The organism is Streptomyces sp. NPDC028907 (genome assembly GCF_055564995.1).
Genome location: NZ_JBVHVE010000008.1, coordinates 189,201 through 205,125 on the forward strand (window position 1 = coordinate 189,201; position 15,925 = coordinate 205,125).

The window sequence follows — 15,925 nt, forward strand, 5'->3', positions numbered from 1 at the left end:
GCTCGTGACCATGAGCCAGACCCCGGACAGCGCTGTCCGCACGTACATCGAGCAGCATCGCGCCGCCTTCCTCGACGACCTCGCCGAGTGGCTGCGCATCCCCTCCGTGTCGGCCCAGCCCGACCACGCGCCCGATGTACGCCGCAGCGCCGACTGGCTCGCCGCCAAGCTCAAGGAGACCGGTTTCCCGACCACCGAGGTCTGGCCCACGCCGGGCGCGCCCGCCGTCTTCGCCGAGTGGCCCTCCGACGACCCCGAGGCGCCCACGGTCCTCGTCTACGGCCACCACGACGTGCAGCCGGCCGCGCGCGAGGACGGCTGGGACACTGAGCCCTTCGAGCCCGTCGTCCGGGACGGACGCCTCTACGCGCGCGGGGCGGCCGACGACAAGGGCCAGGTGTTCTTCCACACACTCGGCGTCCGCGCCCACCTCGCCACCACCGGCCGCACCACCCCGGCCGTCAACCTGAAGCTGCTGATCGAGGGCGAGGAGGAGTCAGGCTCCCCGCACTTCCGCGCCCTGATCGAGGAGCACACCGAGCGGCTCGCGGCCGACGCCGTGATCGTGTCCGACACCGGCATGTGGTCCGAGGACACTCCGACGGTGTGCACGGGCATGCGCGGCCTCGCCGAGTGCGAGATCCAGCTGTACGGCCCCGACCAGGACATCCACTCCGGTTCCTTCGGCGGCGCGGTGCCCAACCCCGCGACCGCGGCCGCCCGCCTGGTCGCCGCCCTGCACGACCAGCACGCGCGCGTGGCGATCCCGGGCTTCTACGACGGCATCGTCGAGCTGACCGACCGCGAGCGCGAGCTCTTCGCCGAGCTGCCCTTCGACGAGCAGCGGTGGCTGCGCACCGCCAAGTCGTACGCCACCCGGGGCGAGGCCGGTCACACCACCCTGGAGCGCGTCTGGGCCCGCCCCACCGCCGAGGTCAACGGCATCGGCGGTGGCTACCAGGGCCCTGGCAACAAGACGATCATCCCGTCCACGGCCATGGTGAAGCTCTCCTTCCGACTGGTCGCGGGGCAGGACCCCGACCACGTCGAGAAGGCCGTCCGCGCCTGGGCCGACGCACAGGTACCCGCCGGGATCCGCTGCGAGATCACGTTCGGCGGGGCCACGCGCCCGTGCCTGACGCCGCTGGACCACCCGGCTCTCCAGTCCGTCGTACGGGCCATGGGCCGCGCCTTCGAAGGTCCCGTCCGCTACACACGTGAGGGCGGCTCCGGACCCGCCGCCGACCTTCAGGACGTCCTCGGCGCACCCGTGCTCTTCCTCGGCATCTCCGTGCCCTCCGACGGCTGGCACGCCCCGAACGAGAAGGTCGAGCTCGCCCTGCTCCTCAAAGGCGTCGAGGCCACCGCCTACCTCTGGGGCGACCTGGCCGCGAACTGGCGCCATGAGCCCTGAGGCGTCCGGGCCGTCCGAAGGGGCATCGCGCGCGGGTCACACTGAGAAGGCCGCCCCGCACGACCGAGCCCTGCCGCACCCGGTCGACTCCCGTCCCACGTCCAGCCGATACGCCCGCCGAAGCACACCGTTCCACTGGGGGAGTTGGAAGCACCCGTGACCACCTCGACCGACCACACCGCCGACCGACCCATCTCGCTCACCGCCCCGAGCGGCATCGACCGCGCCGCCCACCACCGGCTCGACGAGGCCTGGCTCGCGGCGGCATGGAGCCACCCCACGACCCGCTGCTTCGTGGTTTCCGGCGGCCAGGTCCTCATCGACGAGACAGCGGACGGGCGCACCGAACTCGTCATGACCCCCTCCTTCGAGGCCCCCCTCACCGAGGCACACCGCTACTTCCTGGGCATCGACCAGGACGGCGTCAGCTACTTCGCCCTTCAGAAGGACGCGCTGCCCGGCCGCATCGACCAGTCCGCGCGCGCGGCCGGGCTGCGCGAGGCGGGCCTGCTGCTGTCGCCGCGCGACGCCGGTCTGATGGTGCACGCCGTCGGCCTGGAGAACTGGCAGCGCACCCACCGTTTCTGCTCCCGCTGCGGCGAGCGCACCGTGATCGCCGCGGCCGGCCACATCCGCCGCTGCCCCGCCTGCGGTGCCGAGCACTACCCGCGCACCGACCCCGCCGTGATCATGGCCGTCACCGACGAGGACGACCGCATCCTCCTCGGCCGTCAGGTCCACTGGCCCGAGGGACGCTTCTCGACGCTCGCCGGCTTCGTCGAGCCCGGGGAGTCCATCGAGCAGGCAGTGCGCCGTGAGGTCTTCGAGGAGGCCGGTGTCACCGTCGGAGACGTCGAGTACGTCGCCAGCCAGCCGTGGCCCTTCCCGTCCAGCCTCATGCTGGGCTTCATGGCCCACGCCACCTCCACCGACGTCCAGGTCGACGGGGACGAGATCCACGAGGCCCGCTGGTTCTCCCGCGAGGAACTGCGCGCCGCCTTCGACTCCGGCGAGGTCATGCCGCCGTACGGCATCTCGATCGCGGCCCGCCTGATCGAGCTCTGGTACGGCAAGCCGCTGCCGACGCGCAGCGTCTAGGCGACAAAGAGGGTCAAAGAGGCCAAAGAGGAAGGGGGGCCGTCCCGGCTAGGACGGCCCCCCTTCCTCTTCTGCGCGTCGCTCACACGCCGATCTTCTGCTTCACCTGAGCAAGCGACGGGTTCGTCAGCGTCGAACCGTCCGCGAAGAGCACGGTCGGGACCGTCTGATTTCCGCCATTCGCCTTCTCGACGAACGCAGCGGACGCGGGGTCCTGCTCGATGTTGATCTCGGTGTACGCGATGCCCTCGCGCTCCAGCTGCTTCTTCAGCCGCTGGCAGTAGCCGCACCACGTGGTGCTGTACATCGTCACAGTGCCCTGCATGTCTCGCGCGCTCCTCTGATGGCTCGGGAAACCGGTCGTTCAGAGGGGCAACGTACGCGACCGGGGCGCCATTCCCACCCGGGGTATGCCCCGCACGTGACGCCTGCCGCATTAGTACGACTACCGATGCCTGCCTGTGGACAACCGGCACAGCCGTCTCCGGCGACCTGGCAGCATGGCGGTGTGACAGCAGCAACGCACTCCACCCTCTTCCCGCAGGTACCGGATTCTGCCGACGCGGTGCTCGAAGGGCTCGACCCCGAGCAGCGCGAGGTGGCCACCGCCCTGCAGGGCCCGGTGTGCGTGCTCGCGGGCGCCGGCACGGGCAAGACCCGGGCGATCACCCACCGCATCGCCTACGGGGTCCGCGCCGGCATCCTCCAGCCCTCCAGCGTGCTCGCCGTCACCTTCACCAACCGCGCCGCCGGAGAGATGCGAGGACGGCTGCGCCAGCTCGGTGCCACCGGAGTCCAGGCCCGCACCTTCCACTCGGCAGCCCTGCGGCAGCTCCAGTACTTCTGGCCGAAAGCAGTCGGTGGCTCCATGCCCCGGCTGGTCGACCGCAAGATCCAGCTGGTCGCGGACGCCGCCGCCGCCTGCCGTATCCGCCTCGACCGGAACGAGCTGCGGGACGTCACCGCCGAGATCGAGTGGTCCAAGGTCACCCAGACCGTCCCGGCCGACTATCCGCCCGCCGTCGCCAAGGCAGGCCGCGACGCCCCTCGTGACCCGGCCGAGATCGCCCAGATCTACAACGTCTACGAGGAGCTCAAACGGGACCGCTCCGTCATCGACTTCGAGGACGTCCTGCTGCTCACCGTCGCCATCCTCCAGGACCGGCACGACATCGCCGATCAGGTCCGCTCCCAGTACCAGCACTTCGTGGTCGACGAGTACCAGGACGTCAGCCCGCTCCAGCAGCGCCTGCTGGAGCTGTGGCTCGGCGAGCGGGACAACCTGTGCGTGGTCGGTGACGCCAGTCAGACGATCTACTCCTTCACAGGAGCAACCCCCGACCATCTGCTCGACTTCCGCACCCGTCACCCCGGTGCCACCGTGGTCAAGCTGGTCCGCGACTACCGCTCCACCCCCCAGGTCGTCCACCTCGCCAACGGCCTGCTCGCCCAGGCCCGAGGCCGCGCAGCCGACCACCGCCTGGAACTGGTCTCCCAACGCGAGGCGGGCCCGGAACCCGGCTACACCGAGTACACCGACGAGCCCGCCGAGGCCGAAGGCGCCGCCCGCCGGATCCGCGAACTCATGGACTCCGGCGTCCCGGCCGCCGAGATCGCCATCCTGTTCCGTACGAACGCCCAGTCCGAGACCTATGAGCAGGCCCTCGCCGACGCGGGAGTGCCCTATCAGCTGCGCGGCGCCGAGCGGTTCTTCGACCGTCCCGAGGTGCGCAAGGCCGGTATCGCCCTGCGCGGCGCGGCCCGCTTCGGCGGCAACGACTCACTCCTCGACGACGCCCCCGACCTCCCCTCTCAGGTGCGTGCCGTGCTGTCGGGGGAGGGCTGGACGACCCAGCCGCCGGCCGGCTCCGGTGCCGTCAGAGAGCGCTGGGAGTCGCTGGCCGCCCTGGTGAACCTCGCCCAGGACTTCGCCGGCGCCAAACCCGACGCCACCCTCGCCGACCTCGTGGCGGAGCTCGACGAGCGGGCGAACGCCCAGCACGCCCCGACCGTCCAGGGCGTCACCCTCGCCTCCCTGCACTCGGCCAAGGGCCTGGAGTGGGACGTCGTCTTCCTGGTCGGGGTCGCCGAGGGCATGATGCCGATCACCTACGCAAAGACCGACGAGCAGATCGAGGAGGAACGCCGCCTCCTCTATGTCGGTGTCACCCGCGCCAGGCGGCACCTGCATGTCTCCTGGGCGCTCACCCGCGCGCCCGGCGGCCGTCCGAACCGCCGTCCCAGCCGCTTCCTCGACGGACTGCGTCCCGGGTCGACCGGCGCCGCAGGACGCACCGCCGCGGGCGGCTCCGGGGGCGTGGTGCGCGGCTTCACGAGCAGACCGGACACCGTCCCGAGACGCGCCCAGCGCACCCCGGCGCGCTGCCGCGTCTGCGGGCGCACCCTCACCGACGCCGGCGAGATGAAGCTGATGCGCTGCGAGACCTGCCCCTCCGACATGGACGAGGGTCTCTACGAACGACTTCGCGAGTGGCGCGGGGCCCAGGCGCGGCTGAGCGGACAGCCGGACTTCTGCGTCTTCACGGACAGAACCCTGATGGCCATCGCCGAGGCGGAGCCGGTCAGTCCGGTTGAGCTGTCCCGCATCCCCGGCGTCCTCAAGCGCAAGCTCGACCGCTACGGAGCCGATGTGCTGGCCATCTGCGCAGGCCAGGAGGTTGGGGAGGGCGCCGACGGGGAATGACACGAACTCGTCGAAAAAATAGTTTGCGCATGCCCCAGCAATCCCCATAGGTTCTTAGCCACGGGAACGGAGGCCTTCTCGGAGGCCCCAATTCCGTGTTCTACTTGCATACCCGTCGGACTGGCTCACCCCAGTCCCCTTAGACGCCGAGAGGAGGCGAGTCCAGTGATCAGCATCAACACCAGCTCCATCAGCATCGTGAAAATGACCGATCGCTCGGTCGTCGCTTCCCTGTGCATGCTCGGCGCCTTCAACCAGGGCACCGGTCTGTCCGGCATCCGTGCCGACCGTCCGGCGTCCGCCCTGTCTCTCGCGGGTCTCCCTGTCCGCGAGCGCAATGAGCGACCGACCAAGGCACTGGAAGCGGCAGTAGAGGCAAAGGCGCAGGCCTATGCCTTCACGGCGACCGGTGCCGGATTCCGGAAGCAGACGACGCAGCACCACCAGATGTGGGCCTTCCGTGGGCCAGAACCCTGGAGTGATCCAGCCTGATCGCCGATCAGGCCGGCGCCTTCAGGGCCGCGGAACCCCATCCGGGATCCGCGGCCCTTCTGTTTGTCCCCCAACAGGGATGACAGAGCGAAGGGGCCTCGGGACAAGGAAAAACCCGGTACCAGCCGCCACCCGGTCCCACAGGACCGGAACGAAAAGACGAGGAAGACGAACCGTGCAACTCGAAGCGCACGCCCCGTCCGTACCGCCCTCAGACGCGATCCCCAAGCCCGGCTTCACGGAGGACTCCACCTTGACCCCCCTCACCGCGCTCACCGCGCTCGACGACGCCATCGAGAACCTCGGCGTACCCGTCCCCTGCCGCTCCTACGACCCGGAGGTCTTCTTCGCCGAGTCGCCGGCGGACGTCGAGTACGCCAAGTCCCTCTGCCGCACCTGCCCGCTGATCGAGGCCTGCCTCGCCGGCGCCAAGGAGCGGCGTGAGCCCTGGGGCGTCTGGGGTGGCGAGCTGTTCGTCCAGGGTGTCGTCGTCGCCCGGAAGCGGCCGCGTGGCCGCCCGCGCAAGAACCCGGTCACGGCATGAACACCGCAGGAACGATCGACCGCCCCCTCACGCACGACCCCCAGAAGCAGGCCCCGATGAAGCCGTCCACCCACGAACTCGCAGGCTCCGCGCCTGAAGACTTCACCACCAGTGGCGCGAACGACTCGCGTCAGAACAGGAACCGAGAGATGCAACTCATCCAAGAAGCCCTGGCACGTGCGCATATGCACGAGCGACACCACGAGGCCGAGCAGGAACGCCGGGCCATGCGCCTGGCGACCGCTCGCCGCATGCAGCGCAGGGCCGAGCGTGCCTCGCTGCGCGCCCGCCGTGCGCTCGCCATGGCGGTCATGCAGTAACCCGACCACACCATCATGTGGTGGCCTCCCGGCCCGGGAGGCGGTGGCTCCCCGCGGGGGCCGGTCCGTGCGAACGGACCGGCCCCCGCGGTGCGTTGTGCCCGCTGATCAGCGGGGTCCGGCGGTATCGTCGCCGAGTGAAGAGTCCTTCCGGAGGCAGTGACAACGGCGGCTCAGCGACGGAGCCCCAGCCCCTCGTGTGCGCCCGCTGCGGCGCCCGGGCCGACGCCCCGCAGCCCACCTGGACCTGCTCCGTGGAGAACGGCGCCCGCCACTACATCTGTGACACCTGCTCCCGGGAGAACCTCAGAGCGATCGAGGGGCGGCTCGACTCGTCCTGGTGGTAGACCGGCTCACGCCTCGGCCGCCGACTCCTCCTCGTCCGTCATCTCCTCAGAAACGAACCCCGGCAGCCACTCCTCCAGTTCCTCGCGCAGCCGCACCGTCGCCCCCAGCTGGCACAGCACTCCGATCGTGCTCAACGTCACACGGTGGATCAGGAGGTACGCCGGGGGCAGGTTGAGCCGCTTGCCCAGTTGGTAGGCGGGGGAGCGGGGGTCGGCCACGCGGGCGGCCTGGCTTCGCATCCAGCCGCGGGTGAAGGTGAACTCGTCGACCTGGGCCGGTTCGATGATCGGCAGGAGGTAGTCGAGTACGGCGTCGGGCTCCAGGTCGATGGACTCCTTGACGAAGCCCTCGGCACAGAGAAGGTCGTAGACAGCGTCCGCCTCGCCGTCCAAGGTCATCCGCAGGGACTCGCCGATCGGCGTCGGAAGACCGCCGGGAAGTCGGTCGACCGTGCCGAAGTCCAGGACGCCGAGCCGCCAGTCGTCCGCACCGTCGGGGCCGCCCGGCAGAAGCCGGAAGTTGCCCGGGTGCGGGTCGGCGTGCAGCAGGCCGGTGCGGGCGGGGCCGGAGAAGAGGAAACGGGCCAGGAGCTGACCGGCGCGGTTGCGCTGCTCCTCGGTGCCGTCCGAGATCACCTCCGAGAGCGGGATGCCGTCGATCCACTCCGTGACCAGGACCTGATCGCACTGCTGGACCACGGCCGGCACGACGACGTCCGGGTCGTCGGCGAACTCCTCCGCGTGCGCCTGCTGGGCCTGCGCCTCCAAGGCGTAGTCCAGTTCCTCGGAGACCCGGTCCTTGAGCTCCGCGATCAGCGGCTTGATGTCCATGCCGGGAATCAGCGGACCAAGCAGACGGGCGAAACGGCTCAACTGATTCAGGTCGGACAGCAGGGCCTCGCCGGCTCCCGGGTACTGGACCTTGACCGCCACCTCGCGGCCGTCGTGCCACACACCTCGGTGCACCTGCCCGATCGAGGCCGCCGCGGCGGGCTTGTCCTCGAACTCCAGGAACAGCTCGTGCCAGTCCTCGCCCAGCCGCTCCGCCAGCACCGCGTGCACGGTGCGCGTCGGCATCGGGGGCGCAGCCTCCTGCAACTTGGTGAGCGCCGCGCGGTAAGGACCGGCGATCTCCTCGGGCAGGGCCGACTCGAAGACCGACAGGGCCTGGCCGAACTTCATCGCGCCGCCCTTGAGCTCGCCGAGCACCTTGAACAGTTGCTCCGCCGTGCGCTGCTGCAGCTCGCGGCCGACGATCTCCGCGGACTCGCCGACGATCCGCTTGCCGAGTCCCCAGGTCGCCCGCCCGGCGAAGCCGAGCGGAAGCGCGGCGAGCTTGGCGGTACGGGTGACCGCCTTGCGGGGAAGATCAGACATGCGCCCTCCAGGTCCCAGCCAGCCGCTCCGCGTCTGCCTTACGGCGTAACTCCTTCGACGGCCCTTGCTCCGCCATTGTCTCGTGTGACCCCGCGTCCTCGGAGGGGTGTTCTCCCTCACCTTTGTCCGTGGCGCCGCACGGGCAAGCGGGGTGTGCCCACACCGGTCGGGCGTGCCAGCTGAGACCGGGCAGGGACACCTCCCAGCGTGCACCCGCGCTCGACGGAACCCGGCCGTCCAGAAAGGCGAGGGCGTGCGCGGCGGCCAGTCCGGCGACCGTGGTGGCCAGCGTGAGATCGCAGGGCCGCACCTGGCGTGCCCTGCCCAGGCCAGACCGCCACTGCGCGACCAGGCGGGGCCAGACCGGGTCCCGGTCGGTACGCCCCTCGTGGAGACAACCGGCGCAGCCCGTCTCGCCGGGCAGGACGAACGGGCCGACCACGCCGGTTCCCTCCACGACGCCGGCGTACAGATGAGGCGTGCCGGAGGAGATCAGGGGTTCGGCGGCGGACGGGGAGGGGGCGTGCACCGCGACGTCGTCCCTCGGCGCGATGATCACCAGCGAGTGGCCGGTGTCGTCCGGATCGCGAGATGACCGGGAGCTACGGCGCGGCGGGCGGTCCGGTGCGCAGCGGCGAGCGGCCCGCCGCGCTGCCTCGTCCCTGCGCTCGCCGACCGCCTCCGCGGGCAGCCCGCCCGGCGCCACGTCCGCCGGCTCGACACGGCCGACGTCCCGCACGTCGACCTGCCCGACTCCGGCGCCCGACAGCAGCGAGGACACCATCGAACCCACCCGGCCGGCTCCCCTCACCTGCACGCGCAGTGAGCGGCGGGCGGCAAGCCGGTCCATCGCCTCGCCCGGCTCGGACGTGGTCAGGGACAGGGAGGCCAGATCGGGGCGCAACCGGTCCAGGACATCCTTCTTGCGTCGCAGGGCGTCGGCGGCCGGGCCGCCGCCCTTCGCGTCGTCGAGGAGCCCGGCCCCTGCCAGTCGCCGTACCAGCCCCTCGACATGACCGTCCGGCAGATCCATACGGCGGCCCTCCTCGCGCAGCAGCTCCAGACCGCGGGTGCCGTTGAGGAGATCGAGGAAGCTGCCCGTCGCCGTGTCCATCGGACCCAGCGTCAGCGCGTGTGCCGGAGTCATGCCGAACTGCACGGTGTTGAGATCCCGCCAGCCGCGCCGGAGCGCGGGCTTCAGCAGCGGAGCAACCGGCGCCGCCGCGTCTTCCGATGCCGTTGAATCCGTTGAATCCGTTGAATCCGTCGTAACCGTCGCTTGCATGAACGGCCCCCGTAAGCCCTCGTGGAACATCCCCGTGTGCCGGTGGAGCTCGGTCGCAGCTCCGCCGGTGACTGCCAGCATGCCCCGACGCGGCGTCCGATGCCGAAAGTTGTCCACAGGCGGTGGATATTCGTCGTACAAATCAAACGCATGGTGGGGGATCGGCATCGAACCGTCCCGGAGTCGGGACTTCCCCCATGTGCAGCGGGTAACGTCGGGGCGTGTCCGCCGACCCACTGCACCGCGCCGGAACGCCGCAGCGCCGTACGACGAGCCCGCCGTCGAGCGGCTCGGGGGCGAGCGCGATCGAGGTCCGCAGGAGCGCCCGGCGCCGCCGGACTGTCTCGGCGTACCGCGAGGGCGACCGCACCGTCGTGCTCATCCCGGCCAGGATGTCCGAGGCGGAGGAGCAGCGCTGGGTCAACGTCATGCTCGACAAGCTGGCCGCCCAGGAGAGCAAGCGGGTCCTCGGTGACGCCGAACTGGCCGAGCGTGCCGAGCGGCTGTCGGAACAGTACTTCGACGGCCGCGCCCGGCCCAGCTCGGTCCGCTGGGTCACCAACCAGAACACACGCTGGGGCTCGTGCACCCCGGCCGAGGGCAGCATCCGTCTTTCGCACCGGTTGCAGGGCATGCCCGAGTACGTCGTCGACTACGTCCTTCTCCACGAGCTGGCGCACCTCCTGGTGCCCGGTCACGGGCCTCGCTTCTGGCGGCTGCTGGAGGCGTATCCGCGCACCGAGCGGGCGAAGGGCTACCTCGAAGGCGTGGTCGCCGCCGAGCGCCTGCCCCATCTGCCCGGCGCGCGCGGCGAATGACTCGCCCCTCCCTGTCCGACCGCTTCCCGGCAGCGCCCTGAGGCCCTCCGGAAGCATTGCGTCCGCTTCGGTCGGGCGAGCGTTGTGTACCGGGTCTGTACCGGCTTCGCTCGATGTCCGAGTTTGCCGTTAGCCTGGCGCGACGCACTCACATTCGGGATGGGGGACGGTCGTTACGCATGGCCAGGGAATTCCAACGCGGCCACAAGGCCAGGATCAGTGACCTCACCACGGGCACAGATCTGTACGTAGGGGTACAGATCACCGCTCCAGGGCTGACCTTCGACATCAGCTGCTTCGGTCTCGACGCCGACGAACGGCTCTCGGACGACCGCTACTTCGTCTTCTTCAACCAGCCGAAGTCCCCCGAGGAGTCCATCCAGCTCCTCGGTGCCCAGGCCGGGGACACTGAGTCCTTCCGGATCACGCTCGACAAGATCCCTCCGCAGATCCAGAAGCTGTCCTTCACGGCGACGATCGATGGCGCCGGACAGATGTCGCAGGTCAGCCCCGGATACATCCGCATCGTCGCGGGCGGCGAGGAGGTGGCCCGGTACGCCTTCAGCGGCTCGGAGTTCTCCACCGAACGCGCCGTCATGCTGGGCGACTTCTACCTCAAGGACGTCTGGCGGTTCGCCGCGGTCGGTCAGGGCTTCGACGGCGGCCTCGATGCGCTGCTGAGGAACTTCGGCGGCGAGGTCGCCGAGGAGGAGACGCCCGCCGCGCCGCAACCGCAGCAGCCTCAGGCAGGCGCGGCTCCAAGCTTCGCACCGCCCGCCCAGGCCACCGCACCACCCGCGTTCGGCGCCCCGGCCGAGGCCCCCGCCCCGGCTCCCGCCCCGCAGCCCGCCGCCCCGGCGCCAGCGCCCGCCCCGGCCGCGCAGGGCTTCGCGCCCCCGCCGGGAGCCACGCCGCAGCCTCCGAGCCCGGCGCCCCCGGTGCACGCGCAGCCGACCATCGTCGCGCCCATGGCACCGCCCGGCGGTGCCCCGCCGCCGCCCGCCCCGGCGCCCGCGCCCTACGGCCAGCCGAACCAGCAGCCGTACGGCCAGCCCTCCGCGCCGCCGCCTCCGGGCTACGGCTACCCCCAGGCACCCCAGACGCCCGCCCCGCCGCCCGGTTACGGCCAGCCGACCCCGCCTCCCGGCTACGGTCAGCAGCCCCCCTACGGGCAGGTCCCGGGCCAGCAGGCGCCGTACGGAGCCCCGCAGGGTGCGCCCCAGGGCGCTCCCCAAGGCGCCCCCCAGGGGCCCGGCGTGGCCGCGGCGCTCCAGCAGTTCAAGGAGACGCCCACCGGCCAGCGCTGGACGCAGCAGAACAAGAAGCTGGTCCGCGTCGACCTCGGCGTCGGCGGTCAGCCCGTGCTCGCCCGACAGGGCAGCATGGTGCTCTATCAGGGCAAGGTCGACTTCAGCTACAAGGGCGCCGGCTTCTCCGGACGGATCGTGGGCAACGCGACCGGTCAGGAGATGCAGCTGATGCGCTGCACCGGCCAGGGCCAGGTCTTCCTCGCCGAGAACTCCACGATGCTGCACCCCATCGAGCTCCAGGGCGACGGCATCTGCGTCTCCGCGGAGAACGTCCTCGCCTTCGACGAGAGCCTCCAGTACGAGGTCCGCCGCATCGAGGGCCACGGGATCCCCGGTGGCGCGCTGTTCACGATGCAGTTCACCGGCACCGGCACGATCGTCGTGAAGACGCACGGCACGCCCGTGGTCCTCCCGGTCACGCCCACGACGTTCGCCGACGCCAACGCCGTGGTCGCCTGGTCGTCCGCCGCCCAGGTGATCGTCTCCAGCCAGGTACGGATGCGTCGCAACGCCTACCCCGGCGACACCGGCGAGAGCGTCAACCTCCAGTTCCGGGCCGCTCCCGGCAACTTCATCGTCGTCCAGCCGTACGAGATCTGAGGGAGCCCGTCATGAACCAGCCACTCGCGGGCTTCGCCCCCGCACCCGTCACCGCCCGCATGGAGAACCACGGCAACCACATGGCGAAGATCGCCATGCAGACCGGGAACGACCTCTTCGCGCGCGTGGGATCGATGGTCGCCTACGAGGGCTTCGTCCAGTACGAGCCCAACCCGCCGGCCGTCCGCCAGATCGCCAAGGACTGGATGACCGGCGAGGGTGCGCCCCTGATGAAGTGCACCGGCGACGGGCTGCTCTACCTCGCCGACTACGGCGCCAACGTCGTGGTCATCAACCTCAACGGCGACGGCATCTCCGTCAACGCCACCAACCTGCTCGCCTTCGACGCGCATCTGACGTGGGGCGTGGAGCGGGTGAAGGGCCTGGCGAAGTTCGCCGGACAGGGTCTGTGGAACACCAAGATCTCCGGGCAGGGCTGGGTCGCGCTGACCTCCCGGGGCAAGCCGATCGTCGTGGACTGCGGCGGTGGCGAGGACGAGACGTACGTCGACCCCGACGCGCTCGTCGCCTGGTCGCCCAACCTCAAGGTGAAGGGCAAGCGCAGCTTCAAGGCGCAGTCACTCATCGGCCGGGGCAGCGGCGAGGCCTACCAGATGGCCTTCTCCGGCCAGGGCATCGTCGTCGTCCAGCCCAGTGAGGACAGCACCGACCGTCTCCGGGTCCGGGGCTGAGGGGGAGCCAGAACGCCATGCAGAGTCCGCTTTTCGCCTACAACGACCAGCAGACCCAGGACCGCTGGAGCCTGCAGAACAAGCAGATGCTCCGCGTCGCCCTGGAGGGCCACGACGACATCCTCGCCCGCAAGGGCACGATGGTCGCCTACCAGGGCCTCGTCGAGTTCGACGCCGAGTACCAGAACAACCAGCAAGGACGCGCGCGTGCCCAGACCGGCGAGGGCCTCGACCTCATGCGCTGCCACGGGCAGGGCACGGTCTACCTCGCCAACCTCAAGCAGCACGTGCATCTGGTTGACGTGGAGCAGGACGGGCTGACCGTCGACAGCAGCTATGTGCTGGCGATGGACTCCTCGCTGCACCACGAGGTCATCGCCGTGGACAGCCTCTACGGCATCTCCGGCTCCGGTAAGTACCAGCTCAACATCACCGGCCGCGGCAAGGTCGCCCTCATGACCTCCGGTGCGCCGCTGATGATGCAGGTGACGCCCGACAAGTACGTCAACTGCGACGCCGACGCGATCGTCGCCTGGTCGACGAGCCTGCGCGTGCAGATGCAGGCCCAGACGCACTCCTCCGGGGTCTGGCGGCGCCGTGGCAACACCGGTGAGGGCTGGGAACTCAGCTTCATGGGCAGCGGCTACGCGATCGTGCAGCCCAGCGAACTGCTGCCGCCGCAGAACGCCCAGGTCGGCTCCGGCCTCGCCGCGCAGTACGGCATGGGGCAGCAGGGCGCCCGGGGGCAGAACCAGGGCAACGTCTGGAGCTGACCGTCCGGAGAACGGATGTAAGGGGCGACCGCCATGGCAGTCGCCCCTTACGCGTGCCCGAAGGTCAGAGCCTCCCTCGCGTCGCCTCCAGCAGCCGTACGACCGACTCGTCGGCCACGCCAGCCACCTCGTCGTAGGCGAACCAGCGCAGGTCGAGCGACTCGTCGCTGATGGCCTCCACGGCGCCCGCCGGGGCGAGCGCCGCGTACTGGACGTCGAGGTGCCAGGCGCACGGGGTGTGATGGCGGTCCAGCCGCACGGGGCCGCCGGGCAGCAGGGTCAGCCCCGCGATGCCCGACTCCTCGCTCCCCTCACGCAGCGCTGCCGCCGCCAGCGTGTCGTCGGCCGGCTCGCAGTGGCCGCCCATCTGCAACCACATGCGCAGCTTCTTGTGGAGGGTCAGCAGCACGCGCCCGCGCGAGGGGTCGATGACCAGGGCGCTCGCCGTGATGTGGCCGTCCCCGCAGGCCTTCCACATGCCGTCCGGGTGGCTCTCCAGGTGCTCCAGATACGTCCGGCGCAGCTCTTCCTGGCCCTCGTACCCCTTGAGCACGAGGACCGCGTCGTCATACAGGCTCACTCGGTGCCGTCGCCCTTGTCGCCGTCCTTGGACTCGTCGTCCTTCGTCAGGTCCGGCTTCCCGGCCGAGCCGCCCGCCGCCTCGCCGAGCATCTTGTCCAGCTCGGAGAAGTCGATCTGCTCGCGGTGCACGAAACCGTCCGGGTCGTCCAGGTCGGTGGCCGTCGGCAGCATGTCCGGGTGGTGCCACAGGGCGTCCCGGCCGTCGACACCGCGCGCGTCCGTGAGCGAGGCCCACAGCCGGGAGGCGTCCCGCAGGCGGCGCGGGCGCAGCTCCAGGCCGATCAGCGTGGCGAACGTCTGCTCCGCGGGGCCGCCCGAGGCGCGGCGTCGGCGCAGCGTCTCGCGCAGGGCGTCAGCGGACGACAGGCGCGGCTTGGCGGCGGCGTGCACCACCGCGTCCACCCAGCCCTCCACGAGCGCCAGAGCCGTCTCCAGACGGGCCAGGGCCGCCTTCTGCTCCGGGGTGTCCTCCGGCTGGAACATGCCCTGCTGGAGGGCGTCCTGGAGCTGCTCCGGGTTCTGCGGGTCGAACTGGCCGACCACGTCCTCCAGCTTGGCCGTGTCGACCTTGATCCCGCGCGCGTAGCCGTCGACCGCGCCGAACAGGTGCGAGCGAAGCCACGGCACATGCGCGAACAGGCGCTGGTGGGCGGCCTCGCGCAGGGCGAGATACAGCCGCACCTCCTCCTTCGGCACGCCCAGGTCCTTGCCGAACGCCTCGATGTTGATCGGCAGCAGCGCGGCCTTGCCGACCGGGCCGAGCGGCAGGCCGATGTCGGTGGAGCCGATGACCTCGCCCGCGAGCACGCCGACGGCCTGCCCGATCTGCGTGCCGAACATGGCACCGCCCATCGAGCGCATCATGCCGATCAGCGGGCCTGCCATGGCCTGCATCTCCTCCGGCAGGACGTCGCCCATCGCGGAGCCGACGCGCTCGGCGACCGGGTCGACGAGCTCCTGCCACGCGGGCAGGGTCGCCTCGACCCACTCCGCGCGGGACCACGCCACGGCGGAGCCCGCGCCGGACGGCAGGGACGTCGCGTCGTCGAGCCACAGGTCGGCCAGGCGTACGGCCTCCTGGACGGCGGTGCGCTCGGCGGGGCCGACGCTCGCGTCCTTCGTGCCGTCCGCGGTGCCCTGGGAGACCGTCTGGCGGGCGATCTGCTTGGCCATGTCCCAGTTCACCGGGCCGCCCTCGTACGAGAGCATCTGCCCCAGCTGCTGGAACGCGGCACCCAGGTCGGTGGGGTTCAGCGAACCGAACATGGCAGCGAACGGATTGTCCGCGCCGGGGCCGCCAATGCCCCCGGCACCGGGCAGCCCGCCGAAACCGAACGGGTTGGCCGGACCCTGACCACCACCGCTCTGCTGGTCCTTCTTCTTGCCCTCGTCGCCGTCGTCCGGCTCCTCCGGCGGAAGGCCGAATCCGAATGGGGTGTCACTCACGGGATTCCTCGGCTGGTAAGGCCACCGGCTGGCACCGGCGGCGCGGCTGCCCGATAACACCACCCAGCGTAGACACCGCGAGCCGATCGGGCCTCGGTGCTTCGCCGACTCTTGGCCTGCGGC

16 protein-coding genes are annotated in these 15,925 nt (G+C 70.8%); 11 read left to right on the plus strand and 5 right to left on the minus strand.

Features of this window, described 5'->3' with window-relative positions; genetic code table 11:
- Positions 1-10 precede the first annotated feature (10 nt).
- A complete protein-coding gene (locus tag ACZ4UU_RS25285; RefSeq protein WP_471905650.1) occupies positions 11-1,414 on the plus strand; it encodes a dipeptidase in 1,404 nt (467 codons plus the stop codon).
- 156 nt (positions 1,415-1,570) lie between these two features.
- Positions 1,571-2,512 carry an NAD(+) diphosphatase gene (gene nudC / locus ACZ4UU_RS25290; RefSeq protein ID WP_471905651.1) on the plus strand — a complete coding sequence of 314 codons (942 nt, stop codon included), beginning with the start codon at positions 1,571-1,573 and terminating at the stop codon, positions 2,510-2,512.
- An 82-nt stretch (positions 2,513-2,594) separates the two neighbouring features.
- On the opposite strand, the gene ACZ4UU_RS25295 is transcribed toward nudC, so the two are convergent.
- On the minus strand, positions 2,595-2,837 hold the full coding sequence (locus ACZ4UU_RS25295) for a mycoredoxin (RefSeq protein WP_037886733.1): 243 nt from the start codon (positions 2,835-2,837) through the stop codon (positions 2,595-2,597).
- A 183-nt stretch (positions 2,838-3,020) separates the two neighbouring features.
- On the opposite strand from ACZ4UU_RS25295, the gene ACZ4UU_RS25300 reads away from it, so the two are divergent.
- The 5 genes from ACZ4UU_RS25300 to ACZ4UU_RS25320 all read left to right on the plus strand — a co-directional run bounded on the left by ACZ4UU_RS25300 (position 3,021) and on the right by ACZ4UU_RS25320 (position 6,919).
- Positions 3,021-5,216 (plus strand): ATP-dependent DNA helicase UvrD2, encoded by a 2,196-nt coding sequence (locus ACZ4UU_RS25300; RefSeq protein WP_471905652.1) that lies wholly within the window; start codon positions 3,021-3,023, stop codon positions 5,214-5,216.
- A 165-nt stretch (positions 5,217-5,381) separates the two neighbouring features.
- Entirely contained in the window at positions 5,382-5,708 is a 327-nt protein-coding gene (locus tag ACZ4UU_RS25305) for a hypothetical protein (protein WP_471905653.1), read from the plus strand.
- A gap of 175 nt (positions 5,709-5,883) precedes the next feature.
- On the plus strand, positions 5,884-6,252 hold the full coding sequence (locus ACZ4UU_RS25310; RefSeq protein ID WP_062718104.1) for a WhiB family transcriptional regulator: 369 nt from the start codon (positions 5,884-5,886) through the stop codon (positions 6,250-6,252).
- Positions 6,249-6,572: a hypothetical protein gene (locus tag ACZ4UU_RS25315; RefSeq protein ID WP_383451641.1), complete on the plus strand. Its 324-nt coding sequence runs from the start codon at positions 6,249-6,251 to the stop codon at positions 6,570-6,572. Before ACZ4UU_RS25310 ends, ACZ4UU_RS25315 begins: the two co-directional genes overlap by 4 nt.
- 137 nt (positions 6,573-6,709) lie before the next feature.
- Complete coding sequence (locus ACZ4UU_RS25320; protein WP_471905654.1) at positions 6,710-6,919, plus strand: hypothetical protein; 210 nt, start codon at positions 6,710-6,712, stop codon at positions 6,917-6,919.
- Positions 6,920-6,925: 6 nt separating this feature from the next.
- On the opposite strand, the gene ACZ4UU_RS25325 is transcribed toward ACZ4UU_RS25320, so the two are convergent.
- Both ACZ4UU_RS25325 and ACZ4UU_RS25330 read right to left on the minus strand, forming a co-directional pair.
- Positions 6,926-8,296 carry an ABC1 kinase family protein gene (locus ACZ4UU_RS25325; RefSeq protein ID WP_471905655.1) on the minus strand — a complete coding sequence of 457 codons (1,371 nt, stop codon included), beginning with the start codon at positions 8,294-8,296 and terminating at the stop codon, positions 6,926-6,928.
- Positions 8,289-9,443 (minus strand): TOMM precursor leader peptide-binding protein, encoded by a 1,155-nt coding sequence (locus tag ACZ4UU_RS25330; RefSeq protein ID WP_471905656.1) that lies wholly within the window; start codon positions 9,441-9,443, stop codon positions 8,289-8,291. Before ACZ4UU_RS25330 ends, ACZ4UU_RS25325 begins: the two co-directional genes overlap by 8 nt.
- Positions 9,444-9,802: 359 nt before the next feature.
- On the opposite strand from ACZ4UU_RS25330, the gene ACZ4UU_RS25335 reads away from it, so the two are divergent.
- From ACZ4UU_RS25335 to ACZ4UU_RS25350, 4 genes are all read left to right on the plus strand, one after another.
- Positions 9,803-10,399: a M48 metallopeptidase family protein gene (locus tag ACZ4UU_RS25335; RefSeq protein WP_471905657.1), complete on the plus strand. Its 597-nt coding sequence runs from the start codon at positions 9,803-9,805 to the stop codon at positions 10,397-10,399.
- A gap of 179 nt (positions 10,400-10,578) precedes the next feature.
- Positions 10,579-12,309: a TerD family protein gene (locus ACZ4UU_RS25340; protein ID WP_471905658.1), complete on the plus strand. Its 1,731-nt coding sequence runs from the start codon at positions 10,579-10,581 to the stop codon at positions 12,307-12,309.
- An 11-nt stretch (positions 12,310-12,320) separates the two neighbouring features.
- Entirely contained in the window at positions 12,321-13,001 is a 681-nt protein-coding gene (locus ACZ4UU_RS25345; RefSeq protein WP_062718094.1) for an AIM24 family protein, read from the plus strand.
- 17 nt (positions 13,002-13,018) lie between these two features.
- A complete protein-coding gene (locus ACZ4UU_RS25350) occupies positions 13,019-13,774 on the plus strand; it encodes an AIM24 family protein (RefSeq protein WP_471905659.1) in 756 nt (251 codons plus the stop codon).
- Positions 13,775-13,838: 64 nt separating this feature from the next.
- Here ACZ4UU_RS25350 and ACZ4UU_RS25355 read toward each other — a convergent pair whose 3' ends face one another.
- Together ACZ4UU_RS25355 and ACZ4UU_RS25360 are read right to left on the minus strand one after the other, a co-directional pair.
- A complete protein-coding gene (locus tag ACZ4UU_RS25355) occupies positions 13,839-14,354 on the minus strand; it encodes an NUDIX hydrolase (RefSeq protein WP_471905660.1) in 516 nt (171 codons plus the stop codon).
- Positions 14,351-15,802 (minus strand): zinc-dependent metalloprotease, encoded by a 1,452-nt coding sequence (locus ACZ4UU_RS25360; protein ID WP_471905661.1) that lies wholly within the window; start codon positions 15,800-15,802, stop codon positions 14,351-14,353. The genes ACZ4UU_RS25355 and ACZ4UU_RS25360 overlap by 4 nt, the downstream gene beginning before the upstream one ends.
- Positions 15,803-15,925: the final 123 nt, after the last annotated feature.